Origin of the sequence: Micromonospora sp. WMMD1082, assembly GCF_029626175.1 — a bacterium.
GTDB lineage: Bacteria > Actinomycetota > Actinomycetes > Mycobacteriales > Micromonosporaceae > Micromonospora.
On record NZ_JARUBM010000002.1, the window covers coordinates 3,972,076 to 3,996,107 of the forward strand.

Here is a 24,032-nt window from a genome sequence, read left to right on the forward strand (position 1 = left end):
CCGAGGAGGAACGCCACTCCACTGACCCGTAGGTGCTTACCCGCGCGGTCACCTGACGACGCCTCCCATCCGCACCCCACCAGGCGGCCAAGATCGTGCTCGATCCGGGATCGAGTGGCATCCCGGGTCTGGTAGCGACTCGACCGAGCCGTCAACCGGCTGGTCATCCGAGAGCCAGATCGAGGAGCGGTGCGGGGAGTAGGCTCGCCGCTCGGGCGCCCTCACCCGGGCGCCCACCACGGCCGGACCACACCACGGATCGGCCACGACCCATCCGCTGTCGGGCGATACCGGCGGCGGTGAGGAAGTGCAGTCATGATCAGTGTGTTTGACCTGTTCAGTGTGGGGATCGGGCCGTCCAGCTCGCACACGGTGGGGCCGATGCGGGCGGCGCGTACGTTCGTCGCCGGGCTCAAGGCCGACGGGCGGCTCACCGAGGTCGCCCGGGTGCGGGCCGAGCTGTACGGGTCTCTCGGCGCCACCGGGCACGGCCACGGTAGCGACCGCGCGGTGCTGCTCGGGCTGGCCGGTGCGGCCCCGGAGACGGTCGACACCGACGGCGTCGAGGCGCGGATGGGTCGGATCCGGGCGGAGCGGCGGCTCGCCCTGCTCGACACGCACGAGATCGACTTCGATCCGGACCGGGATCTGGCGTTGCACCGCCGCCGGTCGCTGCCGTACCACCCGAACGGGATGATCTTCTCGGCGTACGACTCGGCCGGGGACGAGGTGCGGGCGCGTACCTACTACTCGGTGGGTGGCGGGTTCGTGGTGGACGAGGCGGCGGCCGGGGCGGACCGCATCAAGCCGGACAGCACCCGGGTCCGGTACCCGTTCCTGACCGGCGCCCAACTGCTCGACGTGACCGCCGCGACCGGGCTCTCCATCAGCGGGGTGATGCTCGCCAACGAGCTGTCCTGGCGGGCCGAGGCGGATGTCCGGGCCGGCCTGCTGGACATCTGGCGGGTGATGCGGGAGTGCGTCGAACGCGGCTGCACCCGCGACGGCACGCTGCCGGGTGGGCTGAAGGTGCGCCGCCGCGCCGCCGAACTGCGCCGCAGCCTGGCAGCCGACACCGCCAGTGGGGATCCGCTGCGCGTGATGGACTGGGTGACGCTGTTCGCGCTGGCGGTGAACGAGGAGAACGCGGCCGGCGGCCGGGTGGTGACCGCGCCGACGAACGGCGCGGCCGGGATCATCCCCGCGGTGCTGCACTACTACACGCGGTTCGTGCCGGGCGCCTCCGACGACGGGGTGGTGCGCTTCCTGCTGGCGGCCGGCGCGATCGGGGTGCTGTTCAAGGAGAACGCGTCGATCTCCGGCGCGGAGGTGGGCTGCCAGGGCGAGGTCGGCTCGGCCTGCTCGATGGCCGCCGCCGGGCTGGCCGAGGCGCTGGGCGGCACGCCCGCCCAGGTGGAGAACGCCGCCGAGATCGGCATGGAGCACAACCTGGGGCTGACCTGCGACCCGGTCGGGGGCCTGGTGCAGATCCCGTGCATCGAGCGCAACGCGGTGGCTAGCATCAAGGCGATCACCGCCGCCCGGCTCGCGCTGCGCGGCGACGGCGTGCACGCCGTCTCGCTCGACAAGGTCATCAAGACCATGCGGGAGACCGGCGCCGACATGAAGGTCAAGTACAAGGAGACGGCGCGCGGCGGCCTGGCCGTCAACGTGATCGAGTGCTGAGCGTACGGCTCGTCGGACGGCGTTCACCGGCTGCTAACCTGTCGTCCGTTCAGCAGGCGGGAGACGGCGGTGACCTCTGGCGTCGGGGCGTTGTGGTCGCACCGCAATTCGCTGCGCATCCTGGTCAGACGCGATCTCGCGGTCAAGTACCAGCAGTCGGTGCTGGGTTACCTCTGGTCGCTGATCGAGCCGTTGGGCATGGGGGCGATCTACTGGTTCGTCTTCGGCGTGCTCTACTCCCGGGACACCAACCGGCATCTCGGTGAGGCCGCCGGGTCGTATCCGCTGTTCCTGATCACCGGGATCTTCGCCTGGATGTGGACCAGCTCGGCGCTGAGCGAGGCGACCCACGCGCTCACCGGCCAGTCCCGCCTGATCACCACGATGAACGTGCCCCGGCAGGTCTTCCCGATCGGCCGGGTCGCCGGGCGCTTCGCCGAGTACGCCGCCGGCCTGCCGATCCTGGCCGCCATCGCCATCTGGTACGCGACCAACGGCACCATCGACCCGGGCTGGTCGCTGCTCGCCCTGCCGCTCGCGGTGCTGGTGCAGGCCACCCTGCTGATCGGGCTGGCGTTGCTGCTGTCGGCGTGCAACGTGCTGATGCGGGACGTGGAGCGGTTCATGCGCCTGATCATCCGGGTGCTCTTCTACGCCACGCCGATCATCTATCCGCTGAGCCTGGTGCGCGACTCCGGCCTGCCCGGCTGGCTCAAGCTGGGCTACGAACTCAACCCGCTGGTCGGCATCTTCCAGCTGCACCACGCGGTCTGGTATCCGGACGAGTTCCCGGGAGCCCGGATGCTCGCCACCACCATCGGCATCAGCCTGGTGCTGCTGGTCGCCGGCTGGTGGGCGTTCCGCCGGCTCGAACCCGCCGTGCTCAAGGAACTCTGATGGGCTCAAGGAACCGTGATGGGTGAGGCGATCATCGAGGCGGAGGGCCTCGGCATCCGGTTCGTCCGCAACCGCCGCCGGCAGTTGCGGTTGCGGGAGCTGTTCATCCACCGGGGTACGCGAGGCGCCTCCGACGGCCGGTTCTGGCCGCTGCGCGACGTCTCCTTCTCGATCGCGTCGGGTGAGACCGTCGGCGTGGTCGGCCGCAACGGCACCGGCAAGAGCACCCTGCTGCGGCTGATCGCCGGGGTGCTGATCCCCGACGAGGGGCGCATCCGGGTCCGGGGTGACGTCGCCCCGCTGCTGGAACTCTCCGCCGGCTTCTCCAACGACCTGACCGGCCGGGAGAACCTGTACCTGGTGGGCGGGCTGCACGGGCTGTCGTCGGCGTACCTGAAGCGGCACTTCGACGAGATCGTCTCGTTCGCCGGCGAGCAGGTGGAGCGCGCCATCGACACCTCGGTGCGGCACTACTCGTCGGGCATGAAGGTCCGGCTCGGATTCGCGATCATCTCCCACCTGCCGCACCCGATCCTGCTGATGGACGAGGTGACGGCGGTGGGCGACGCCGAGTTCCGCGCGAAGTGCTACACGACCATCGATCGTCTGCTCGGGGAGGGGCGCACTCTGGTGCTGGTGTCACACAACGAAAAGGATCTGATTCGGTTCTGCCGTCGGGGGATCTTCCTCGACGCGGGCCGGTTGAGCGTCGACGGCACGATCGCCGAGGCGCTGTCCGCCTACCACGACGCGGTTCCGCAGTGACCCTCGTGATCGTGCTCGCCGCCGGGGCGCCGGCCGCGAGCCTGCCGACGGGTACCGGCGAGACGCTGACCGACCGGCTGGCCGCCCAGTGGCGCCGGGCCGGCGTGTCCGAGGTGCGGGTCGCCGCCGACCTGACCGAGCTGGCCGACCTGGCCGGCGCGGCCGACGGCCCGGTGGTGGTCAGCGGCGCCGACCTGGTGGCGCACACCGCCGTACTGCGGCACCTGGTGACCAGCCCGGTCGGGCCGACCGTGGCGCTGGTGTTGACCGACCCGCCGGCTGGCGGGCGGACCGTGGTGCGTGAGGAGCGCGGCCAGGTGGTCGAGGCGGGCCGCCCCGACCGGGTGGACGGGGGTGGCACCGGCATCTTCGGTGGCGCGGTGCGGGTCGGCCCGGACGACGTGCCGGCGCTGGTGGCCGCCGCCCGGGCCGCCGCTGCCGGCCGGCCGCCGGCGGAGCGGGGTGCGGGGTCGGGCGCGCCGGCCACCCGGGTGGGTGACCCGGCCGGGCCCGTCGTGGACCAGGTGTTCGCCGGGCTCACCGCGCAGGGTGCGCTGGTCTTCGCGCAGCGGGTACGCCTGCTGGTCGCGCACCGGGTCGACGACGACGCCGGGCTGGCCGGTGCGGAGACGGCGGTGACCGAGGTCGACGAGGACCGGGCCGAGCTGCGGCTGTCGGTGAAGGAGAAGGACGACTTCTTCACCACCTTCTTCGTCAGCACCTGGTCCCCGTACGTGACCAGGGCGGCGGCGAGGTTGGGGCTGAGCCCGACCGCGGTGACCATGGTGTCGGTGGTCTTCGCAGCGGCTGCCGCGGCGCTCTTCGCCACCGGTGGCCGGCCGCTGCTGGTCGCCGGCGCGGTGCTGCTCTACCTCGGATTCGTGCTGGACTGCGTGGACGGCCAACTGGCCCGCTACACCCGCAACTTCAGCGCCTGGGGCGGCTGGCTGGACACGATGGCCGACCGGGCGAAGGAGTATCTGGTCTACGCCGGCCTCGGGCTCGGCGCGACCCAGGCCGGGTTCCGGTACGGCTGGGCCCTCGCGATCGCCGCGATGACGTTGCAGACCGTGCGGCACATGACCGACGCGTGGTACGGCGTACTGCACGACGAGGCGGCGCGCCGGCCGAAGACGGTCGGCACCGGCGGGGGCATCGGTGACCGGCTGAACGCCGCGTCGACCCGGGTGCAGGCGGACACCGGCTCGGTGTCGTACTGGCTCAAGCGCACGGTGGTCTTCCCGATCGGGGAACGGTGGGCACTGATCGCCCTGGCGGTGGCGCTCTTCGACCAGCGGATCGCCCTGTTCGCGGTGCTGACCTGGGGCGTGCTGGCGTTCGCGTACACGGGTGCGCTGCGTACGCTGCGGGCGCGCTGGATGTGGGTGCCGGTGCTGGACACCCTCGACGCGACCCTGCACCGCGACGACGGTCCGCTGGCCGCGCGGTTCCCGGTGGCCCGGCGCCCGGGACCGCTGGTCCTGGCGGTGGTCGCGGCGCTCGGCGCGGCACTGCTGTTGCTGGCGGCACTGCTGGCCGGCGCGGGCGGTCCGGGCGCGGTCGGCTCCGACGCGGTCGGCTCCGCTGCGGGCGGTGGGAGTGGCGCGGTGGCCTGGCTGCGCTGGGCGGCGGTGCCGGTGGCGCTGCTGGTGCTGCTGGTCGCGGCGGCGGGTGCCGGCGCGGCGCACAACGGGCCGCTGGACTGGCTGGTGCCCGCCGCGTTGCGGGCCGCCGAGTACCTGTTCGCCATCGCGGTCGGGGTGATCGGCGGCGCGCCGGCCTGGCTGATCTTCGGCTACGTCCTGGTGCTCACCCTGCATCATTACGACCTGGTCGCCCGGCTGGAGAAGCGGCAACCGGCACCGCCGCTGCACGCGGCGACGCTCGGCTGGGAGGGGCGGTCGGTGGTGCTGGCGCTGGCGGCGATCGCCGGAATCGTGAGTATTGGTCTGGCTACACTCGGTGTCTACCTGTTGGCCCTCTTCGTGGGGAGCGTGGTGCTGGCCTGGGTGGTGCTGCCGGCCCGCGCGGCACGGGTGCCGGCGGGTACGGGAGGCCGCGTGACGCTCTGACGGGGGGCCGGGACGATGACGCTGATCAGCTTCGTCGTCCCGGCCTTCCGCGTGCAGGGCTACCTGCGGGAGTGCCTCGACTCGATCCTCGGGCAGCCGGTCAACGACATCGAGGTGATCGGGGTCGACGACTGCTCACCCGACGGCAGCGGCGACATCCTCGCCGAGTACGCCGACCGCGACGACCGGGTGACGGCGGTGCGCCTGGATCGCAACGTCGGGCTCGGCCCGGCCCGCAACGTCGGGCTGGACCGGGCCGTCGGCGAGTACGTCTGGTTCGTCGACGGCGACGACTGGCTGGCGCCGGACTGCCTCGTCGAGGTGGCCGCCCGACTGCGCGCGACCCGCCCGGACGTGCTGGTCGTCGACCACGTACGCGCGCACTGGGACGACACGGTGAGCCGCAGCGCGATGGCCGAGGTCCTCGTCGAGCCACCCGGCCCGGTCACGTTCCGGCTGGCCGAGCGGCCGGAGACGCTGGAGCTGCTGCACACCGCCTGGAACCGGTTGCTCCGCCGGCAGTTCCTGGCCGACGTCGGGCTGCGCTTCGCCCCCGGCTGGTACGAGGACGTCTCGTTCAGCTACCCGGCGCTGCTGGCCGCCGACCGGATCGGCGTGTTGGACGTGGTCTGCGTGAACTACCGGCAGCGGCGGGCGGGGGCGATCACGCGGACCCGGGGTGAGCGGCACTTCGAGGTGTTCGCGCAGTGGCACCGGGTGTTCCGGGAGCTGGACCGGTTCGGGCCCGAGGAGCTGCGGCCGGCCATCTTCGAGCGGATGATGTGGCACTACCTGATCGTGCTCGGCAACGGCGACCGGATCGCCCCCGAGCTGCGGCCGACCTTCTTCGCCCGGGTCGCGATCGAGCACGCCCGCTTCCGGCCGCCCGACGGTCACCGGGTGCCGGCCGGGGTCCAGGGGCTCAAGCACCGGCTGGTGGCGACGGGCAGTTGGCGTACGTTCAGCGCGTTGCGGACGGCCAGCCGGGCGGGGGAGACCGCCCGCCGGGTCGCCGGCCGGGCCCGGCGCCGGGTGCTCCCACCGGCCCGGCGCGGCGTCCGGCTGGCCCGGGACGCGGTGCTGCGCCAGTACCAGCGGGCCGAGCGGCGCCGGCCGGTCGAGGAGAACCTCGCCGTCTACGCCGCCTACTGGTACCGCGGCTACGCCTGCAATCCCGCGGCGATCTACGAGGCGGCCCGGCGGCTGGCGCCGCAGATCCGGGGAGTGTGGATCGTCCGGCGGGACCGGGTGCACACGCTGCCCGACGGGGTCGAGTACGTGGTCGCCGGCACGGCCGCGTACCACCGGGCGCTGGCCCGGGCCCGGTGGCTGGTCAACAACGTCAACTTCCCGGACTCGGTGCGCAAGCGCGCGGGCACGGTGCACGTGCAGACCCATCACGGCACGCCGGTGAAGGTGATGGGGCTGGATCAGCAGCGTTATCCGCTGGGCGCGGTCGGGGCGGACTTCGGTGGGCTGCTGCGCCGGGTGGACCGCTGGGACTTCAGCGTCACCTCGAACAGCTTCTCCACTCAGATGTGGGAACGCGCCTATCCGGCCGCGTACACCACTTTGGAGGTGGGGTATCCGCGCAACGACCGGTTGGTGACCTCGACCGCCGAGGACGTGCTGCGGCTGCGGGCGGAGTTCGGCGCCGGCCTCGGCGAGGAGGTCGTGCTGTACGCCCCGACGCACCGGGAGCACCTGCCCCGGTACCGGCCGCCGTTCGACCCGGAGCGGTTCCTCGACGGGATCGGGCCGTCCGGGATGCTGCTGATGCGCAGTCATTACTTCCACGACCGGGATCGCCGGGTGCCGCCACCGGCCGCCCGGGGGCGGATCCTGGACGTGAGCGCCCAGCACCGGGTGGAGGATCTCTACCTCGCGGCCGACGTGCTGGTCACCGACTACTCGTCGGCGATGTTCGACTACGCCGTCCTGGACCGGCCGATCGTGATCTACGCGCCGGACTGGGACGCCTACCGGCTGACCCGGGGTGTCTACTTCGACGTCACCGCCGAGCCGCCCGGCCCGGTGGCGCGGACCTTCACCGAGCTGCTTGACGTGTTCCGCTCCGGTGCGGTCCGCGCACCCGCCGCCGAGCAGGCACGGGCGCGCTTCCGGGAGCGGTTCTGTGCCCTGGACGACGGGCACGCCGCCGAGCGGGTGGTCCGCCGCGTCTTCCTCGGCGAGGCGGGCAGCTGAGGGTCGCTGGCAAGCGATCGTCACTACTCGATGGAACGTAATAGGTCTGTCACGACCGGAACATGACACGTTTACCCGATGTACCGACGGCATGATCCTGGTCACAGTCATTCGGGGTTTCGCCGACGAGGTGGGGGAGGAGACGGTGACCACCGTCGCGCTCAAGGATGTCACGAAGGTCTTCCGGGACGGCACCGTCGCGGTGGACAGCGTCAGTCTCGACGTCAACGACGGTGAGTTCATGGTGCTGCTCGGCCCGTCCGGCTGTGGCAAGTCGACGGTGCTGCGGATGGTCGCCGGCCTGGAGGAGCCGAGCGCCGGCGCGGTGATGCTCAACGGAGTACTGGCCAACGACCTGCCGCCACGGGAGCGGAAGATCGCGATGGTCTTCCAGGACTTCGCCCTCTACCCGCACATGAGTGTCAACGACAACATCGCCTTTCCGCTCAAGCTGGCCGGCGTCGAGCCGGCCCCCCGCGGCGAGCGGGTCACCGACGTGGCCAGCGCCCTCGGCATCGGCGACGTGCTGGCCAGGCGGCCCAGCCAGCTCTCCGGCGGGCAGCGGCAGCGGGTCGCCATGGGGCGGGCGATCGTCCGCCGGCCCGAGCTGTTCCTGATGGACGAGCCACTGTCCAACCTGGACAGCGGGCTGCGCGCGGAACTGCGGGCGGAGATCTCCGGCCTGACCCGCGAGCTGGGAGTCACCACGATCTACGTGACGCACGACCAGGCCGAGGCGCTGACCATGGCCGACCGGGTCGCCATCATGCGCAAGGGCGTCCTTCAGGACGTCGGCACGCCCACCCAGGTGTACGGCCGACCGGCCACCCTCTACGTCGCGGCGTTCCTGGGCAGTCCCCGGATGAACCTGCTGGAGGCGTCGGTCTACGTCCACCTCGACCGGTACGTCACGCTCACCCTCGGCGAGCAGGCGCTCTACCTGCCCTGGGACGACATCCGCAGCCGGGCGGTGGCGCACTATCACGGCGAGCGGATCGTGATCGGGATGCGGGCCGAGGCGCTCACCCCGGTCGCCCCGGACACCCCGGGCGATGTGCTCCAGGGCCGGATCCGCTACCTGGAGCACCACGGCCACGAGTCGCTGGCCTTCCTCGACATCGGCGCGACCGCCATCGTGGTGGACGAGGTCGGCGCCGCGCCGGACGCGGAGACTCCGCTCGGCCAGCGCGGCCTGCGCCGCTTCGGCCAGGTGATGCAGCGGTTCACCGGCCGGGCCGGCAGCGAGTCGGCGGAGTCACCGAACGGCAAGACCTCGGCCAGCGTGCTGCACGACCCCGGCCGCCACCACCGCCGCCCGGCCGAGCTGGCTGTCCGGCTCGCCCCCTATCCCGCGGTCACCGCCGGTCATCCGCTCGCCGTCCAGGTGCGCATGGACGCCCTGCACTTCTTCGACGAACGCGGCGCCCGCATCGACGTCGGCTGGCGCTGAGGTTTCGGCGCCTTGACCTCAAGCGCGCTTGAGGTTCTACCGTGATCGTCATGACTGCGACGGGGATGGACGAGCGGACACGGGCGGCCGAGATCGAGGCGATCAGGCAGGTGGTCGCCACGGTCGAACATGCCCAGAACAACGAACTCCCGGACGAGTTCCTCGCCCTGTTCCGGGACGACGCGATCTGGACCACGGGTCATGGCAGGCGCCTCTTCGGCCTCGACGCGATATCGACCTTCACGCACCAGGTGCTGCCCGGTGGGATGCGGGGCCTGACGATGACGTTCGAGCTGGAACACGTGCTGTTCATCCGCCCCGATGTCGCCGCCGTCAAGTTGCGCCAGGTGTACCAGACGCCCGACGGCCCGGACGTGGGCTCGCCACTCTGGATCATGGCGAAGGAAGACGGCCAGTGGCGCCTGACCGCCTGCCAGAACACCGCCGCCCCCGACGACGAACTCGCCCCGACATCCCCGTCCCGCCCCATCTTCACCCCCACCTCCTGATCTCCTACCCGGTCAGCGGGCGGCGATAGGGGGACCAGGCGAGGAAGCGGGCGAAGAGGTCGCGCGGGGCGGGAGCGTCGTCGGGGTTGAGCCGGTAGAGGTCGCGGGTGGCCTCGTAGAAGAGGCCGGCAAGGTAGATCGACAGGCCGACCTCGTTGCGGCCGTACTCGACCTTGAGCAGCAGGCGGGCCGTCGAGCAGGGCCACGGCTGGCCGCAGGCCCGGCAGCACCACATCGGACGCAGCGGCGTGTGTGGCGTCTCGTGCAGGGGGTACGCCCGGGGCCGGTCGGGTGCCGGCCCGCCGCTCGGCTGCGGCAACTGATGGCTGATCACCGGTCGACTCGGCGTGGGACTGGTCATGTCTGCTCGCTCCGATCCGGCAGAAACTTCACGACTTGCGGCAACTCGGGGTATCCGACACGTGACAGTCTGCTGACGGTGCCACTACCTTCGGAAGGCGATCGGGTCCGACCGACCCGGCCGTACGACACGACCGTCACCGAAGTGCAGAGGTGTGCAGATGGATCGGATGCCCATGCTGGAGCTGTTCGCCGGTGAGTTACGCCGGCTGCGAACGAAGGCCGGCCTCTCCCAGGAGGCGCTCGGCGAGCGGATCAGCTACTCGGCCTCGCTGGTGGCCTCGGTCGAGCAGTGTCGCCGTGCGCCCCGGGAGGAGTTCACCCTGCGCTGTGACGACGCTCTTGGCGGCGAGGGGCTGCTGGCGCGGATCCGGGAGGCGATCCTCAAGGAGAGCCTGATGCCGTGGTTCCGCGAGTGGGTGACGATCGAGCAGGAGGCGACCGCGCTGTGCAGCTTCCAGCCGCTGGTGGTGCCCGGCCTGCTCCAGACCGAGGATTACGCCCGCGCGCTCTACGAGGGCGCCAGCCATCTGGTCGGCGACCAGGTCGAGCAGCCGTTGGCCGCCCGGCTCGACCGGCAGAAGGTGCTCGCCCGACCCAAGCCGCCGCTGCTGGTGGCGGTGCTCGACTACACGGCGCTGGAGCGCCCGGTCGGCGGCCCGAAGGTGATGCGGGAGCAGCTACGGCACCTGGTGGAGGTGGGCAACCGGACCCGGGTGCACCTGCACGTGGTGCCGAAGGGGGTCGGTGCCTACCCCGGGCTGAACGGCGCCTTCGTGATCGCCACACCGCCCGAGGACGATGACATCGCCTACCTCGACAACCAGTTGAAGGGCACCATCGTGGAGCGCACAGTGGACGTAAACTCCCTCCGGCAGACCTGGGAGTCTGTCCGGGCCGAGGCGCTGCCCCACGGGGCCACCCTCAAGATGATCGCGGAGGCGGCGGAATCATGGACCTGACCGGTGCGACCTGGCGCAAGAGCACCCGCAGCAGCGGCAACCAGGGCGACTGCGTGGAGGTGGCCGACAACCTGGCGCGGGTGGTCGGCGTGCGGGACAGCAAGGACCGGCCGGGGCCGGTGCTCACCTTCACCCCGGCGACCTGGCGGGCGTTCGTGGAGTTCGCCAAGCGGCACTGACCTGCGGGCAGCACCGTCGGCGGTCCGGCCGAGAGGAATCATCGTGCCGGCCGGACCTGGACGCCGGACGGGCCCAGACGTCAGTCGCAGAAGTCGGCCTGGGCCCGGAGCGCGACAGCCGAGGCTTCCCCCTCGGCGTACCTGGTCACGCACACCACCACGCCGGTCTCCGCATCGGACCAGGTGGAGAGCACTCCGCTAGACCGTGCTCCCGTCCCGACAGGTGGCGGTCAACGGGACGGAGAAGACCTTCACTGCGGTGAAGCCGACGTGCGTGCGTGACTCGGTGACGCCGGACAGGACACGATCCAAATCCGCGAGCGTGGCGCTGGTGCCGGAGGCCGGATGGCCGAGCGAGTCCTCGATGATGGCGACGGCCGCGTCCTCGTCGACGCGGGCGGATTTCCAGTCGACCCAGGGCGCGAACGGCTGGTCGACCTCGGCGGGAGGGGGCTCGTCGGCCGCCTTCGGCATCACTCTGCGGACCGCGGTGACCAGCCACCCTCCGGCGTCCGGCGCCAGCTCGGCGGCGTCGATGCGGGTCGGCGAGCAGCCGCTGTCGCCGCGCGGAGGTGGGGGAGCCTGACCCTCCCGCGTCGGGGGTTCTCCACTCGCGGTGCAGGCCGTAGCGGACAGGGCGAGGAAGGCGGCGACGGTCAGCGTTCGCGCCAGTCTCATGACGTCACCGTGTTTCCGCCCAGCGGCTAGTCGGCCCGATGCGTGGCACTCTGGCTGCACCCAGACCGGCGTGTCGACTGCCTACACTGCCACAGATGGGGTTCGTTCTTGTCGACCTGTGAGTATCGTCTTGCCGGGCAAGTTACTCACGGGTAATGTGGCGGCATGACCATCGACTCGCGGCAGGTGGCGGCCGGCATGCTGGAGGCGGTGCCCTTCGCCCGTACGCTCGGATTCGAGTTTGTCGAGGTGGCCCCGGAGGCGGAGGGCGGGGTCCGGGCGGTGGTCCGGCTGCCCGACTCCCCGGCCACCCACAACCACGTCGGCGGCCCGCACGCCGGGGCCATGTTCACCCTCGGCGAGACCGCCTCCGGCGCGGTGGTGCTTGCCGCGTTCGGTCACCTGCTCGACCGGGCCACGCCGCTGGCGGTACGGGCGGAGATCGCGTACCGCAAGCTCGCCCTGGGCCCGGTGCTGGCCACCGCGCGGCTCGGCCGCCCGCCGGCCGAGGTGGTCGCGGAGCTGGACGCCGGCGAGCGACCCGAATTCCCGGTACGCGTGGAGATCGCCACCGAGGCGGGCAAGCCCACCTCCGAGATGACCGTCGTCTGGACCCTCCGCCCCAACTGACCCGCCGCCCGGCCCGGCTGGGGCCGTCGGGCTGGTCGGGGCCGCGAGTTGCGGCATGTCGGGTCCTCCCGCCTGTGTGATCGCCCGACATGCCGCAAGCCGTGACCGTGCCGGCGGGCCGCGCGGTGTGTGGTCTCAGCGGCTGCGCCGTCCTTTCCGGATGGTGAGAACCAGCCAGACGGCCAGAATCAGCAGGAGAACGACTGCCGACACCGCGACGAACGCATCCGGATGCCGGTTGCCCACGGTGTTGGCGAGCAGCACCCCGACCACGGCGCCGACGACTACCAGGATCACGGGGATCAACGGCCGCCTCACGAACTGCTCCCTCGTCTGGTGGAAATTCTGGTCACCTGATTCCGCCGGGTTGCGTCGCCGTTGCCGGCCTCCGACAATTGCCGAAGCCGCTATCGATAAGGTGGAGTCCGTGGCTAGCCACGGACTCCACCGCTACCGAATTACTCGTGCATTCGGTTGCCGCTTATTTGTGCGTCAGCAAAATGTTGTCCACAAAGTCGTTGAGAAAGATGCCGCAAACTCACTCATGGCTATTGCGCCGACTCCTCCAATCGGCGGCACTCTTGCGAGGCCGGAATGGGTGCCGTCGTAAAACAATCAGCAAGAAAGCGGCGACTAAGGCGACCGCAGCGAGGATAAATCCCCAAAAAGGCACGCCCGCTGCGGCGAAGGCTGCCGCGACACCGGCCGCAACCGCAATCAACGCACCGTAGATAGTGATAAAACCTCGTGTGGAGAGTGGTCTTCCTTGAGGGCGGGCCTTCACCACTTCGGTTCACCTCACTTGTTGGGAAGCGTTACTACAACCTGCCATTCCTTGCAGCGGGCGGGTGCTCGGTTGCGCCACCACGATTTCCGCACATAAGACAGCTAGAAATCTTGATTCAGGCAGTATACTATGCCGCCCAGGAGGATCAAGCTCGCTACTATCGCCCCGCCGAGCAACCATGCTCCAGCCGCGAAGGGAAGTGTGAACCCGGCGAGCCAGGTGCCGACTCCCGCGGATACTGAGGCAACCAGGCCGCCAACCAGCCCGATATAGGAGTCCACCGAGCATTGGCCGGTCGGGTCGATGTTGTTGGTGGGGTTACAGCCGGCATAGGCGTAGCGGTTGCCGTGTTGGGGGTTGCCGATGAAGCTGAGGTTGTCTTGTTGGGTGAAGCGGCCCTGGGTGGGGTTGTACCAGCGCTGTCCGTACTTGGTGAATGTGGTCGACGGGTCGTGGATGCCGCCGGCGTACCGGATGATGTTGGTTTGGCCGAGGCCGGTCTCGGTGGCGGTGAGGGCGCTGCCGTACGGGTCGTAGGTGTAGCTGGCCGCCTGTGACCCGTCAGCCTTGACCACGGCGACGACGGAACCGAGACCGTCGAGCACGAAGGCGTGGTCGATGGTGCCGATGCGCAGGCCGAGGGGAGTGCCGAGGCCGTCGCGTTCGACGTGGACGGGCAGGCTGACACCGTTGGTCCAGGACTGGAGCCACGGTATGCCGTGTTGGTCGTTCATCCCGTAGGTGAGGTTGATCGCCCCGGCGCGGGTGAGTTCGACCTGGTCGGTGCCGGCGTACGCGTACGTGGTGGTGCCGGTGCCGGTGCCGGTGCCGGTGCCGGTGGCGGTGGTCATCTGCTTCGCGGCGTTGTAGCCGATGCCGCTGACCGCCGGGGCGCTGACCTTGGTCTGGTTGCCCCGGGTGTCGTAGGTGTTGTCGGTGGTGGTGACCTGGTTGGCCGAGTTGTAGGCCAGGGTCTGGGTGGTGGCGCCGTCGACCTGGACGCTGGTGCGGTTGCCGTTGGTGTTGTACGCGTAGTCGTAGGTCTTGCCCTGGTGGTTGGTGGCCTTGGTGAGCCGGTCACCCTTGTCGTAGGTGTACTGGGTGATCTGGCTGTTGGTCTCGTTGCGCTGCCACTGGCGCAGGCCGGTGTCGTCGGCCTTGGCGGTGGAGCACGCCTGCCCGGAGACGTACTTCGCGTAGCAGTGCGTCACGTCGAAGACGGTGGCCTGGGCCGCCGAGTTGCGGGTGGCGGTGATGCGCTTGGGTCGGTCGGACCTGTCGTACGTGGTGGTGACGCGCAGCGCCCAGCTGCTGTTGGTGTCATTGGTGGCGAACCAGGTGTTGAGGCGGTTGCCGTCCTTGTCATAGTCGAAGTTGTAGCGGGTGCCGCCCGCCGTGTCCATGCGGACGAGCCAGTTGCGGGTGTTGTAGTAGTACCTCGTGGTGCCTCGGCCGTCGACGAGTTCTTCGAGGTTGCCGACGGGGTCAGGGCGGTAGGTCTGTAGCGTGCCGCCGGGGGCGGTACGCCGGCGCAGCCGGTTGAGCTGGTCGTATTGGTAGGTGGTGGTGCCGGTGGCGTCGGTGCGGGTGAGCAGGTTGCCGGAGCCGCCGTGCTCCTGGCTTACCGCGGTGGTGCTCGCGCAGCCGGTGTAGCTGGTCTTGGTCAGGCGGTCGTCCAGGCTGTACTCGTAGCTGGTGGTGCAGCCGCCGCTCACCTCGGTCCGCAGCCGCCCGTAGGTGTCGTAGGTGAACGTCTTCGCCGAGAGGTTGTTGCCGGTCGGCGGGGTCATGGTGGTGAGCTGCTTGTTCGAGTCGTAGCTGTAGGTGGTGGCGTTGGTGCCGTTGCCGGGGTCGGTGGACGACTTGACGGTGCCGTCGCTGTTGTAGTCGACCTTCGCCTCGGCGGCCAGGGCGTCCTTGCTGGAGGTCTGGTTGCCGGCACCGTTGTAGGTGTAGGTGGAGCTGTTGCCCTGCGTGTTGATCGACGACGACGGCTGGAAGTTCGCCGTCGGGTTCGTCGCGGTCGCCGCGTTGGCGTACGCGGCCGACGCGCTCGCCCCGGTCGGCGACTCCGACTTCGTCTGGGACTGGCCGCCGTTGGCGCCGTACGTGTTGGTGGTGCTGCCGCCCTCGGCGGAGGTGCTGGTGGCCACGTCGGAGAAGGGGGTGTAGGTCTTGCTGCGGCTGTTGCCCGCCGGGTCGGTGACCTTGGTGACCCGCTTCTCCGAGTTCAGCGTGTAGGTGGTGTGCGGGACCGAGGTGACCGGCTGGGAGATGTCCTGCCGGGGGTCGGCCACGTCGGTGACGGTGGAGCTGGTGTACGCCAGGCGGGTCGTCGATCCGCGCATGGTCGCGTTGTCGGTGACCTGGGTCAGCGAGGTCACCCGGTGCTGCCCGTCGTAGGTGATGGTGACGAGGGTGTCGTCCTCCATCAGGATCTTCGTCAGGTCACCGGCGCTGTTGTACTCGAAGGACACCTTGCGCCAGGTGGCGCTCTGGATGGTCTTCAACCGGTTGGCGGTGTCGTACTCGTAGGACACCTGCCGCCAGTTGCCGTCGCTGCCCGTGTGGCGGTAGCGGGTCAACCGGTCGCCGGTGTAGGTCACCGCCGCCGACCGTACCGACCCGACACCCCGGTTGGACGTCACGGTCGTCATCCTCCCGGCGCTGTAGGAGAAGTCGACCACATTGCCGTTGCGGTCCTCGGTCTTGTCCAGTAGACCATCGGCGGTGAAGAACAGCACCTTGCCGCTGTCGTTCTCGGTCAGCTTCCAGCCTGCGCCGTTACGGGCCAGCTTGGCCTTGAACTCACCCGGCGAGGTGTACGCCGAGCCCGAGGCGGCGAACGTGCCGACGACGCCGTCAGCGGCCACATAGGTCACCGAGTTGTCGGTGGTGGCCTCGATCAGCCGCACGTCGACACCCGAGCGGGTCCGCCAACCCGGACCGTGGGCGCCGTTGGCGATGTCGCTGCCCAGCAGCAGGCTGTTGAACGACGCGCCGAGGGTGACGTTCTCCGCGATACCCGGCAACGTCAACTCGGTGCTGGTCAGCAGCAGGTTGCCCGACCCGACGTTAACGTTGGCGGCCAGCCGGTCGGTCAACGAGAACGACAGGAGAGTCCCGTTACGCACCGGACCCGTGCCCTTGGGCACCGACGGCGCCGCCCCCGCGGCGGCGACGGCCTGGCGGGCGGCCGGAGCGGCCCCCGAGGTGAACAGCCACATGTTCGGGCCGGACCGTGGCGAGACCACCGGCTCGATGCCGGCACCGCTCGGCGGCGCGGCGGCCGGTGCCGCCGGAGCGGGCCCGGCGACCAGCGTGGACGCGGCGGCTATGACAAGCGCCATGCCCATTCGTGTCACAGCAGGTTTCACGCGCTCTCCCTATGGTTATTCGGCGGGCGGAATCCCGCCGAAATCAGAGCCTGAAGGAATGAACAAGTGCGCAGAATTGCGGGCCGCCGGCGCGGTCGCCGGTGGCTGGATGGTGGTTCCGGCCGTGCCCGGTCAGGCGGCGGCGGTGAACTCGTCGGTTGCCCGGTCGCGGCGGGTCGGCGCAGCGGGTGCTGAGGCCGTCGAGCTGGGTGGCAGTGACCGGAGGTGCGCCAGGTCCCGGTTGACCCGGCGGGCCGCGCGGACGAGTGATGACGCCGCGTAGGCCGTGAGAAGAAGGCAGAAAACGCTGATGGTGAGCGCCCTCATGGGCGGTCGCAAACAACGCTGAACAACGAGACTCCCCGTGATGACTCGTGCCATAAAATGCTTGCTGCGAAGCAACCTATGGGAATTCGCCGATGCCGGCAACCCCTGGGTGGGAATTGCAGGCACGAAGTCCGCGAACCGGGCGCTTCCGGGCATCGGCTGGCGGTCGACCCCGCCCGCCGCGCCGGCAGGACCGAAGTGCGTTTGTCGGTACGCGCCGGTGGATAGATTGGTACGGTGCTCGGCCTGCCTGATCATGTGACCGCAGTTCTCTTCGACCTCGACGGTGTGCTGACGCAGACCGCCCGCGTGCACAACGCCGCCTGGACAGAGACGTTCGACGACTTCCTCCGCCGGCATGCCGCCGACGCGGGTGAGCCCTACCGGCCGTTCGACCCTGGCCCGGACTACCACCGCTACGTCGACGGCCGCCCCCGCCTCGACGGCATCCGCACCTTCCTCGCCTCGCGCGACATCACCCTGCCCGAGGGCACCCCGGAGGACCCGCCGGGCGCGCAGACCGTGCACGGCCTCGGCAACCAGAAGAACATCCTGGTGCTGGAACGGATCCGCACCGTCGGGGTGGACGTCTACCCCGGCTCAGTCGCGTACCTGAAGGCGGTGGTCGCGGCGGGGCTGCGCCGGGCGGTCGTCACGGCCAGCGCCAACGGCCGCGAGGTGGTCGCCGCCGCCGGCCTGGAGCCGCTGCTGGAGGCGCGGGTGGACGGGCTCACCGCCCGCGCCGAAGGGCTGCGCGGCAAGCCGCAGCCGGACACCTTCCTCGCCGGGGCGAAACTGCTCGGCGTAACGCCCGACCAGGCGGCCGTCGTCGAGGACGCGCTCGCCGGCGTCGAAGCCGGCCGGGCCGGCGGGTTCGCGTACGTGATCGGGGTGGACCGGGCCGGTCAGGCCGACGAGCTGCGGGCACACGGTGCCGACGTGGTGGTCGACGACCTCGCCGAGTTGCTCGACGCGGGGAGGCCCGAGTGATCCGGGAGCGGGCGTACCCCGTCGATCCGTGGCACGTCCGGGAAGTCCGGCTCGACATGGACGTGCTCGCCCAGTCCGAATCGGTCTTCGCGCTGTCCAATGGGCACGTCGGGCTGCGCGGCAACCTGGACGAGGGTGAGCCGCACGGGCTGCCGGGCACCTACCTCAACTCGTTCTACGAGCTGCGCCCCCTGCCGTACGCGGAGGCCGGCTTCGGCTTCCCCGAGTCCGGCCAGACCATCGTCAACGTGACCAACGGCAAGCTGATCCGGCTGCTGGTCGACGACGAGCCGCTCGATGTGCGCTACGGCGAGGTGCTCGCCCACGAGCGCGTCCTCGACATGCGCGCCGGCACCCTGCACCGGTCACTGCACTGGCGCTCCCCGGCGGGCCGGGAGGTCCGGGTGAACAGCACCCGGCTGGTCTCCTTCCGGCAGCGCTCGGTCGCCGCGATCCGGTACGAGGTGGAGGTCGCCGACGGCAAGCCGCTGCGGCTGATCATCCAGTCGGAGCTGGTGGCCAACGAGACGCTGCCGCCGCAGAGCCGCGATCCCCGGGTCGCCGCCGTGCTCGAATCGCCACTTCAGGCGGAGGAGGAGCTGACCACCGCCGCCGGCGGGCTGCTGATCCACCAGACCAAGGTCTCCGGGCTGCGGGTCGCCGCCGCGATGGACCACGAGGTGACCTCGCCGGCACGGACCACCATCGGTTCCGAGGGGTACGAGGACTGGGTGCGTACCACCGTGGGGTGCGTGCTGGCCCCCGGCCAGAAGCTTGAGGTGGTGAAGTACCTGACCTATGGCTGGTCGAGCCGGCGCTCGCTGCCGGCGTTGCGCGACCAGGTGGGCGCCGCGCTGGCCGCGGCGAAGCTGGACGGCTGGGACGGGCTGGTCCGCGAGCAGCGGGAGTACCTTGACGAGTTCTGGGACGCCGCGGACGTGGTGGTCGACGGCGACCCGGAGGTGCAGCAGGCGGTCCGGTTCGGCCTGTTCCACGTGCTCCAGGCGGGCGCGCGGGCGGAACGCCGGCCGATCTCGGCCAAGGGGCTCTCCGGGCCGGGGTACGACGGGCACGCCTTCTGGGACACCGAGATGTTCGTCCTGCCGGTGCTGACGTACACCCATCCGGCTGCCGTGCGGGACGCGCTGTACTGGCGGTACTCCACTCTGGAACAGGCCCGGGAGCGGGCCCGCACGCTCAACCTCGCGGGTGCCGCCTTCCCGTGGCGCACGATCGAGGGACCGGAGTCCTCGGGTTACTGGCCGGCGGGCACCGCGGCGTTCCACGTCGCCGCGGGCATCGCCGACGCGCTGCGCCGCTACGTGCTGGTCACCGGGGACCGGGATCTGGAACGGGAGATCGGGCTGACCCTGCTGGTGGAGACCGCGCGGCTGTGGCGCTCGCTCGGGCACCACGACCGCAACGGCGACTTCCACGTCGACGGGGTCACCGGCCCCGACGAGTACACCGCCGTGAAGAACGACAACATCTACACCAACCTGATGGCCCAGCGGAATCTGCGCGCCGCCGCCGAGGTGGCGATGCGCTACCGCGACGAGGCGTTCCACCTCAGGGTCACCGACGAGGAGGCCGCCGCGTGGCGCGACGCCGCCGCGGCCATGCACATCCCGTACGACGAGGAACTCGACGTGCACGAGCAGGTGGAGGGCTTCACCCGGCTGGAGGAGTGGGACTTCGAGCAGACCCCGCCGGACAAGTACCCGCTGCTGCTGCACTACCCGTACTTCGACCTGTACCGCAAGCAGGTGGTCAAGCAGGCCGATCTGGTGCTGGCCATGCACTGGCGGGGGGACGCGTTCACCCCCGAGGAGAAGCTGCGTAACTTCCTCTACTACGAGCGGCGTACCGTCCGGGACTCCTCGCTGTCGGCCTGCACACAGGCGGTGCTGGCGGCAGAGGTCGGTTACCCGGATCTGGCGCACAGCTATCTGCGCGAGGCAGCGCTGATGGACCTGCACGACCTGAACGAGAACACCCGTGACGGGGTGCACATGGCCTCCCTCGCGGGGGCGTGGATCGCGCTGGTCGCCGGGTTCGGCGGGCTACGGGACCACGACGGGGTGCTGTCCTTCGCACCCCGCCTGTCGAGCCGGCTGAACGGCCTGTCGTTCTCTCTCCAGTGGTGCGGGATGCGGCTGCGCGTCGACGTACGCCCGCACGAGACGACGTACGACCTGCACCACGCGCCGCCGGACGCGGTGATCGAGCTGCGTCACCACGACAAGCCGGTACGCGTCGTCTGCGACGAGCCGGTGACCGTGGCGAACCCGCCGCCCCGCACGGACCTGCCGGCGTCGGAGCAGGCTCCCGGCCGCGCTCCTCTGCTCCGGCTGCCCGAGCAGCCGGCCTAGCGCGGTGTCGAAGTCCTCGGTGGAGCGAGGGCTTCGACCCGGGCCCTGGGCGGTGCGCTGGTCAGATCGGCTCGCCCTGGGAGGGGCGGCCGGTGGTGTCGTGGGGTGTCCGCGCCCGCGGATCGTCGGCCGAACGCGCCTGCGCCGCGTCGTCCGCCCAGTCCCGTCGGCCCTGGATGTCCTCTTCCCGCCGCTCGCGCTCGGCGGCCTTCTGCACGGGCTCACGCTCGTGATGCGGCATGACGGTCCTCGCGATCTGTCGGCGGCGCCGGTGACGCCGGTCCGTCTGCGGTCGCCCGTCGGCTACCCGGCGCCCTCGGGCGCAAACCCGTGCCGAACCCGGTGGCGTGCCGCCGGCCGCCCCGGGTATCCGGGCGGGTGAGCCGCTGAAACGGCCAGGGGAGGGCGAGAGATGGAGGTACGCGGCAGCGAGGCGACGATCCCGGCGGGCGCGGCCTACCTGCAGGCCGACCTGCTGGTGCCGGCGGATCCGGTCGGGGTGGTGCTGTTCGCGCACGGCAGCGGCAGCTCCCGGCACAGTCCACGCAACGTCGCGGTGGCCCACCAGCTCAACCGTGGCGGGTTCGGTACCGTCCTGGTGGACCTGCTCACCTCGGCCGAGGACGAGGTGGACGCGGTCACCGCCGAACTGCGGTTCGACATCGGGCTGCTGGCCGACCGGCTGGCCGGCGTCGTGGAGTGGCTGGCCACCGAGCGGCCCTTCGGCGCGGCGCCGATCGGCCTCTTCGGCGCGAGTACGGGTGCCGCCGCCGCCCTGGTCGCCGCCGCGCAGCAGCCGGACCTGGTGCACGCCGTGGTGTCCCGGGGCGGCCGACCCGACCTGGCCGGTGCCTCCCTCGGTCAGGTGCGTGCCGCTACCCTGCTGCTCGTCGGTGGCCGCGACGAGCAGGTCATCACCCTCAACGAGCAGGCGCTCGACCAGCTCACCGCACCGGCCGAGCTGCGCGTGATCCCCGGCGCGACGCACCTCTTCGAGGAGCCCGGCGCCCTGGAACAGGTCGCCGACGAGGCGGCCGGCTGGTTCCACGACCACCTCCACCCCCAACCCACCACCGCCTAGCGCCTGTCGAAGTCCTCGGTCGAGCCGAGGCGGAGTCCAGACGGCAGGGACTTCGACATAGGCCCTAGCGCCACGCCTCCGGCGGGCGGAGCTGTGGCTCGTGGGTCCTTCGCGCGCTTCTTCCCGGGCTCTCGACGGGGCGCGGGTCGCGGTGTGCGCCATGTCGGGCCGTCGCGGGGGCGTGATGGCCCCCGCCGGCACAGCCCGGGGGAGTTGTGGGTGCACTTCTTGTTGTCCCAGCAGCAAGAAGTGCACCCACAGGCGGCGGCCGAGTAGCTTTCGGTGGCTCGGTGCGGCCGAAGGGCTGCGGCGGGTGACGTCAGGCGGGCTCGGGGCTCGGTCCAGATGGCGGCGACGGCCGGTGGGGCGGCGACGGCGGGTGGGGCGGCGACGACTCGCGCGAGGGCGGCGGGCCGGCGGCTGTCGGCGGGCCGGGTGATGCCGGCCGGTCCGATGATGCCGGCGGGGCTGGCAAGTCCGATGGGGCGGATGGTGCCGGCGGGGCTGACGAGTGCGGCGGGCGCGGTGGTGCTGGCCGGCCGGGAGGTTTGGCGGCCTGCCGCTGGCGGAGCACGCTGTCGATGACGCGCCAGGCGACGGCGGTGATCGGGACCGCGACGAAGGCGCCGGCGATGCCGGCGATGAGGGTGCCGGCGGTCACCGCGAGCAGGATCACCACCGGATGCAGCCGTACCTGGCGCTTCATGACCAGTGGCTCCAGCAGGTTGCCCTCGATCTGCTGGACGGCGATCACGGCCGCCAGGGTGAGCAGGGCGGTGGTCGGGCCCTTGGCGGCCAACGCCACCAGCACCGCGACCGCGCCGGCCACGGTGGCGCCGATGATCGGAACGAACCCGCCGATGAACGTGATCAATGCCAGCGGGAACGCCAGCGGCACACCGAGCAGCACCAGCGCCAGGCCGATGCCGACGGCGTCGATGCCCGCGATCAGCATGGTGCCCCGGCTGTACGAGCCGAGGGTGTGCCAGCCGACCCGCCCGGCCTCGGCGGCGACGCCCCGGTTCGGGCCGGTCATCCGGCGCAGCGTCCAGTGCCACATGCTCCGGCCGTCCTTGAGCAGGAAGAAGAGCAGCACCAGGGCGAGCAGGGCGGAGCCGAACGCCTCGGCCACCGTCCGGGCGCTGGAGACCGGATCCACCTCCTGCTGACTGACCGCCTGGCGGAGCTGGTCGAGCAGCCCGTCGAGCTGCTCGTCGGTGACCGGCAGGGTGGAGGTGATGAAGTCGCGGGTGCGTTCCAGTCCCTGACCCAGCTCGTCGCCCAGCTCGCTGAACTGGCTGGCGGCGATGTTCCACACCAGCACGCCGACACCGCCCAGGACGCCGAGCAGCAACAGGACGGTGAGCAGGGCGGCCAACGCGGCGGGCAGCCGCAGCCGGCGCAGCGCCAGCTGCACCGGGTCGAGCAGTGCGGCGAGAAAGAGGGTGGCGGCCACGGCGATGGCGAGCGGGGTGACCAGCATCGTGATCTGCGCCAGCAGGTAGAGCCCGGCGGCGATCACCACCAGGCAGGCGCTCCACACCACCGCCGACCGGACCAGCCAGGGCAGGGCGGTCCATGTCTGGCGCGGACCGGCATCCCGGTCCGCTGTCTTTCCGGGCGTACGCCCGGCGCCGCCTGCGACCACGTCGGCCTCCTCGTGTCCGGCGAGGTCGGTACCCGGCCGGCGTCCTTCCGACACCGATCCCACGCTAGGTTCCCGACGCCCACCCCGGAGCCGCTTCGCCCAGGCCCCGATTACCCACCCAAAGACCCAGGTCGCGCCAGCCCACCCCCGTTGATCATGAAGTTAGCGGGCGGTTTGATCTCCAAAACACCCGCTAACTTCATGATCAACGGGGGTGGGGGCGGCGGATTGCTAGGCGGGGAGGGGGGCTCGGCCGACGACGGCCGGGATCTCGCGGGTCTGCTCGGTGGCACCGAGCGCGGCCAGCGGCAGCACCGATTCGCGTTCCCCGGCCGCCGGCAGCAGCGCGGATACCGCCTCCGCCCGCAGGCTGCGCGCGGCGGCCGTGGCGAGTTCCGCGGCCCGCCAGGCGCTCTGCTCCCGTTCCCGGGCCGCCCGCTGGCGGGCGAAGAGGTGGTCGCGTACCGCGCGGCGCAGCATCAGCTCCTGCTCGACCGGGTGGAGCCGGGGATCCCAGCCCCGGTGCGCGAAGACGTCGCTGAGCTGTTCCACCGCCAGCTCCCGCCGCCAGTACGCGTCCAGGGCGGCGCGGTGCAGCCAGCGCTCCCGGTCGGCGTACTCGGCGGGGGTGCGGGGGGTCTTCGGCAGCGGCATGCCGGCGGCGCCGGAGAGCCGGCGGACGTCCGCCTCCGCCGCCTCGTACGCCTGCCACGCCTGATCGGCCTCGTCCTGCGTGGTGAGCCACTCGGCGCGGCGGCGGCGTGCCGTGGTCTCGGCCCGGTCGGCGGCCACGCTGACCTCCTCGGCCCAGCGGTCCCGGTCGCGCTCGTCGTCGGCGTGCTCCGACCGGGCCGGCGGCGCGGCGTCACGGATCCGGGCACCGGCGTCGGTACGGAGGAGTCGGGGACGCAGCAGCAGGCCGGCGACGGCGAGGGTCGCCACGCCGAGCAGGCCGAGCCAGATGGCGGCGGCCTGCGGCGCGTCGAGCAGGATGGCGGAGAGGGCGGTACGCATCATCAACACCTCGCGATCGGATGCGGTTCGTCGAAGGTGAACG

At 71.1% G+C, this 24,032-nt stretch carries 20 protein-coding genes; 13 read left to right on the top strand and 7 right to left on the bottom strand.

Annotated features, from left to right (window positions below; genetic code table 11):
- Positions 1–315 precede the first annotated feature (315 nt).
- From O7615_RS18235 to O7615_RS18265, 7 genes are all read left to right on the top strand, one after another.
- Entirely contained in the window at positions 316–1,686 is a 1,371-nt protein-coding gene (locus O7615_RS18235; protein WP_278178899.1) for an L-serine ammonia-lyase, read from the top strand.
- Between the two features lie 69 nt (positions 1,687–1,755).
- On the top strand, positions 1,756–2,583 hold the full coding sequence (locus tag O7615_RS18240; protein WP_278178900.1) for an ABC transporter permease: 828 nt from the start codon (positions 1,756–1,758) through the stop codon (positions 2,581–2,583).
- Positions 2,584–2,601: 18 nt separating this feature from the next.
- The gene (locus O7615_RS18245; RefSeq protein WP_278178901.1) at positions 2,602–3,348 is read left to right on the top strand and encodes an ABC transporter ATP-binding protein; all 747 of its coding nucleotides are present in this window, start codon (positions 2,602–2,604) and stop codon (positions 3,346–3,348) included.
- 41 nt (positions 3,349–3,389) lie between these two features.
- On the top strand, positions 3,390–5,420 hold the full coding sequence (locus O7615_RS18250; protein WP_278182134.1) for a DUF5941 domain-containing protein: 2,031 nt from the start codon (positions 3,390–3,392) through the stop codon (positions 5,418–5,420).
- A 15-nt stretch (positions 5,421–5,435) separates the two neighbouring features.
- Positions 5,436–7,625, top strand: coding sequence for a bifunctional glycosyltransferase family 2 protein/CDP-glycerol:glycerophosphate glycerophosphotransferase (locus tag O7615_RS18255; RefSeq protein WP_278178902.1), 2,190 nt, complete (start codon positions 5,436–5,438; stop codon positions 7,623–7,625).
- A gap of 91 nt (positions 7,626–7,716) precedes the next feature.
- Positions 7,717–9,075: an ABC transporter ATP-binding protein gene (locus O7615_RS18260; protein WP_278178903.1), complete on the top strand. Its 1,359-nt coding sequence runs from the start codon at positions 7,717–7,719 to the stop codon at positions 9,073–9,075.
- Between the two features lie 50 nt (positions 9,076–9,125).
- Positions 9,126–9,584: an SgcJ/EcaC family oxidoreductase gene (locus O7615_RS18265; protein WP_278178904.1), complete on the top strand. Its 459-nt coding sequence runs from the start codon at positions 9,126–9,128 to the stop codon at positions 9,582–9,584.
- A gap of 4 nt (positions 9,585–9,588) precedes the next feature.
- Here the strand turns inward: O7615_RS18265 and O7615_RS18270 are convergent, their stop codons facing one another.
- Positions 9,589–9,918 (bottom strand): hypothetical protein, encoded by a 330-nt coding sequence (locus O7615_RS18270; protein WP_278182135.1) that lies wholly within the window; start codon positions 9,916–9,918, stop codon positions 9,589–9,591.
- Between the two features lie 187 nt (positions 9,919–10,105).
- Between O7615_RS18270 and O7615_RS18275 the strand changes: the two genes are divergently transcribed.
- Together O7615_RS18275 and O7615_RS18280 are read left to right on the top strand one after the other, a co-directional pair.
- The gene (locus O7615_RS18275; RefSeq protein WP_278178905.1) at positions 10,106–10,906 is read left to right on the top strand and encodes a helix-turn-helix transcriptional regulator; all 801 of its coding nucleotides are present in this window, start codon (positions 10,106–10,108) and stop codon (positions 10,904–10,906) included.
- Complete coding sequence (locus O7615_RS18280; RefSeq protein ID WP_278178906.1) at positions 10,897–11,085, top strand: DUF397 domain-containing protein; 189 nt, start codon at positions 10,897–10,899, stop codon at positions 11,083–11,085. The genes O7615_RS18275 and O7615_RS18280 overlap by 10 nt, the downstream gene beginning before the upstream one ends.
- A gap of 198 nt (positions 11,086–11,283) precedes the next feature.
- Here O7615_RS18280 and O7615_RS18285 read toward each other — a convergent pair whose 3' ends face one another.
- The gene (locus O7615_RS18285; protein WP_278178907.1) at positions 11,284–11,763 is read right to left on the bottom strand and encodes a hypothetical protein; all 480 of its coding nucleotides are present in this window, start codon (positions 11,761–11,763) and stop codon (positions 11,284–11,286) included.
- 165 nt (positions 11,764–11,928) lie between these two features.
- Between O7615_RS18285 and O7615_RS18290 the strand changes: the two genes are divergently transcribed.
- Entirely contained in the window at positions 11,929–12,393 is a 465-nt protein-coding gene (locus tag O7615_RS18290) for a DUF4442 domain-containing protein (RefSeq protein WP_278178908.1), read from the top strand.
- A gap of 135 nt (positions 12,394–12,528) precedes the next feature.
- Here O7615_RS18290 and O7615_RS18295 read toward each other — a convergent pair whose 3' ends face one another.
- The gene (locus tag O7615_RS18295) at positions 12,529–12,711 is read right to left on the bottom strand and encodes a hypothetical protein (RefSeq protein ID WP_278178909.1); all 183 of its coding nucleotides are present in this window, start codon (positions 12,709–12,711) and stop codon (positions 12,529–12,531) included.
- Positions 12,712–13,281: 570 nt separating this feature from the next.
- A complete protein-coding gene (locus O7615_RS18300; RefSeq protein ID WP_278178910.1) occupies positions 13,282–16,530 on the bottom strand; it encodes an RHS repeat-associated core domain-containing protein in 3,249 nt (1,082 codons plus the stop codon).
- Positions 16,531–17,121: 591 nt separating this feature from the next.
- Here O7615_RS18300 and O7615_RS18305 point away from each other — a divergent pair.
- On the top strand, positions 17,122–17,874 hold the full coding sequence (locus O7615_RS18305) for an HAD-IA family hydrolase (protein ID WP_278178911.1): 753 nt from the start codon (positions 17,122–17,124) through the stop codon (positions 17,872–17,874).
- Complete coding sequence (locus tag O7615_RS18310) at positions 17,871–20,246, top strand: glycosyl hydrolase family 65 protein (protein ID WP_278178912.1); 2,376 nt, start codon at positions 17,871–17,873, stop codon at positions 20,244–20,246. The genes O7615_RS18305 and O7615_RS18310 overlap by 4 nt, the downstream gene beginning before the upstream one ends.
- 61 nt (positions 20,247–20,307) lie before the next feature.
- Here the strand turns inward: O7615_RS18310 and O7615_RS18315 are convergent, their stop codons facing one another.
- A complete protein-coding gene (locus O7615_RS18315; RefSeq protein WP_278178913.1) occupies positions 20,308–20,487 on the bottom strand; it encodes a hypothetical protein in 180 nt (59 codons plus the stop codon).
- Positions 20,488–20,658: 171 nt separating this feature from the next.
- Here O7615_RS18315 and O7615_RS18320 point away from each other — a divergent pair, with 171 nt between their 5' ends.
- Positions 20,659–21,327 carry an alpha/beta fold hydrolase gene (locus O7615_RS18320; RefSeq protein WP_278178914.1) on the top strand — a complete coding sequence of 223 codons (669 nt, stop codon included), beginning with the start codon at positions 20,659–20,661 and terminating at the stop codon, positions 21,325–21,327.
- A 319-nt stretch (positions 21,328–21,646) separates the two neighbouring features.
- On the opposite strand, the gene O7615_RS18325 is transcribed toward O7615_RS18320, so the two are convergent.
- Positions 21,647–23,029 carry an AI-2E family transporter gene (locus O7615_RS18325; protein WP_278178915.1) on the bottom strand — a complete coding sequence of 461 codons (1,383 nt, stop codon included), beginning with the start codon at positions 23,027–23,029 and terminating at the stop codon, positions 21,647–21,649.
- 177 nt (positions 23,030–23,206) lie between these two features.
- The gene (locus tag O7615_RS18330; RefSeq protein ID WP_278178917.1) at positions 23,207–23,989 is read right to left on the bottom strand and encodes a hypothetical protein; all 783 of its coding nucleotides are present in this window, start codon (positions 23,987–23,989) and stop codon (positions 23,207–23,209) included.
- Between the last annotated feature and the right edge of the window lie 43 nt (positions 23,990–24,032).

What these genes read in the sequence shown, in the direction of transcription:
- O7615_RS18330 (WP_278178917.1), bottom strand. Translation starts at nt 23,989, where the DNA reads ATGCGTACCGCCCTCTCCGCCATCCTGCTCGACGCGCCGCAGGCCGCC.
- O7615_RS18235 (WP_278178899.1), top strand. Translation starts at nt 316, where the DNA reads ATGATCAGTGTGTTTGACCTGTTCAGTGTGGGGATCGGGCCGTCCAGC.
- O7615_RS18280 (WP_278178906.1), top strand. Translation starts at nt 10,897, where the DNA reads ATGGACCTGACCGGTGCGACCTGGCGCAAGAGCACCCGCAGCAGCGGC.
- O7615_RS18245 (WP_278178901.1), top strand. Translation starts at nt 2,602, where the DNA reads ATGGGTGAGGCGATCATCGAGGCGGAGGGCCTCGGCATCCGGTTCGTC.
- O7615_RS18285 (WP_278178907.1), bottom strand. Translation starts at nt 11,763, where the DNA reads ATGAGACTGGCGCGAACGCTGACCGTCGCCGCCTTCCTCGCCCTGTCC.
- O7615_RS18260 (WP_278178903.1), top strand. Translation starts at nt 7,717, where the DNA reads ATGATCCTGGTCACAGTCATTCGGGGTTTCGCCGACGAGGTGGGGGAG.
- O7615_RS18255 (WP_278178902.1), top strand. Translation starts at nt 5,436, where the DNA reads ATGACGCTGATCAGCTTCGTCGTCCCGGCCTTCCGCGTGCAGGGCTAC.
- O7615_RS18265 (WP_278178904.1), top strand. Translation starts at nt 9,126, where the DNA reads ATGACTGCGACGGGGATGGACGAGCGGACACGGGCGGCCGAGATCGAG.
- O7615_RS18275 (WP_278178905.1), top strand. Translation starts at nt 10,106, where the DNA reads ATGGATCGGATGCCCATGCTGGAGCTGTTCGCCGGTGAGTTACGCCGG.
- O7615_RS18320 (WP_278178914.1), top strand. Translation starts at nt 20,659, where the DNA reads ATGGAGGTACGCGGCAGCGAGGCGACGATCCCGGCGGGCGCGGCCTAC.
- O7615_RS18315 (WP_278178913.1), bottom strand. Translation starts at nt 20,487, where the DNA reads ATGCCGCATCACGAGCGTGAGCCCGTGCAGAAGGCCGCCGAGCGCGAG.
- O7615_RS18290 (WP_278178908.1), top strand. Translation starts at nt 11,929, where the DNA reads ATGACCATCGACTCGCGGCAGGTGGCGGCCGGCATGCTGGAGGCGGTG.
- O7615_RS18300 (WP_278178910.1), bottom strand. Translation starts at nt 16,530, where the DNA reads ATGGCGCTTGTCATAGCCGCCGCGTCCACGCTGGTCGCCGGGCCCGCT.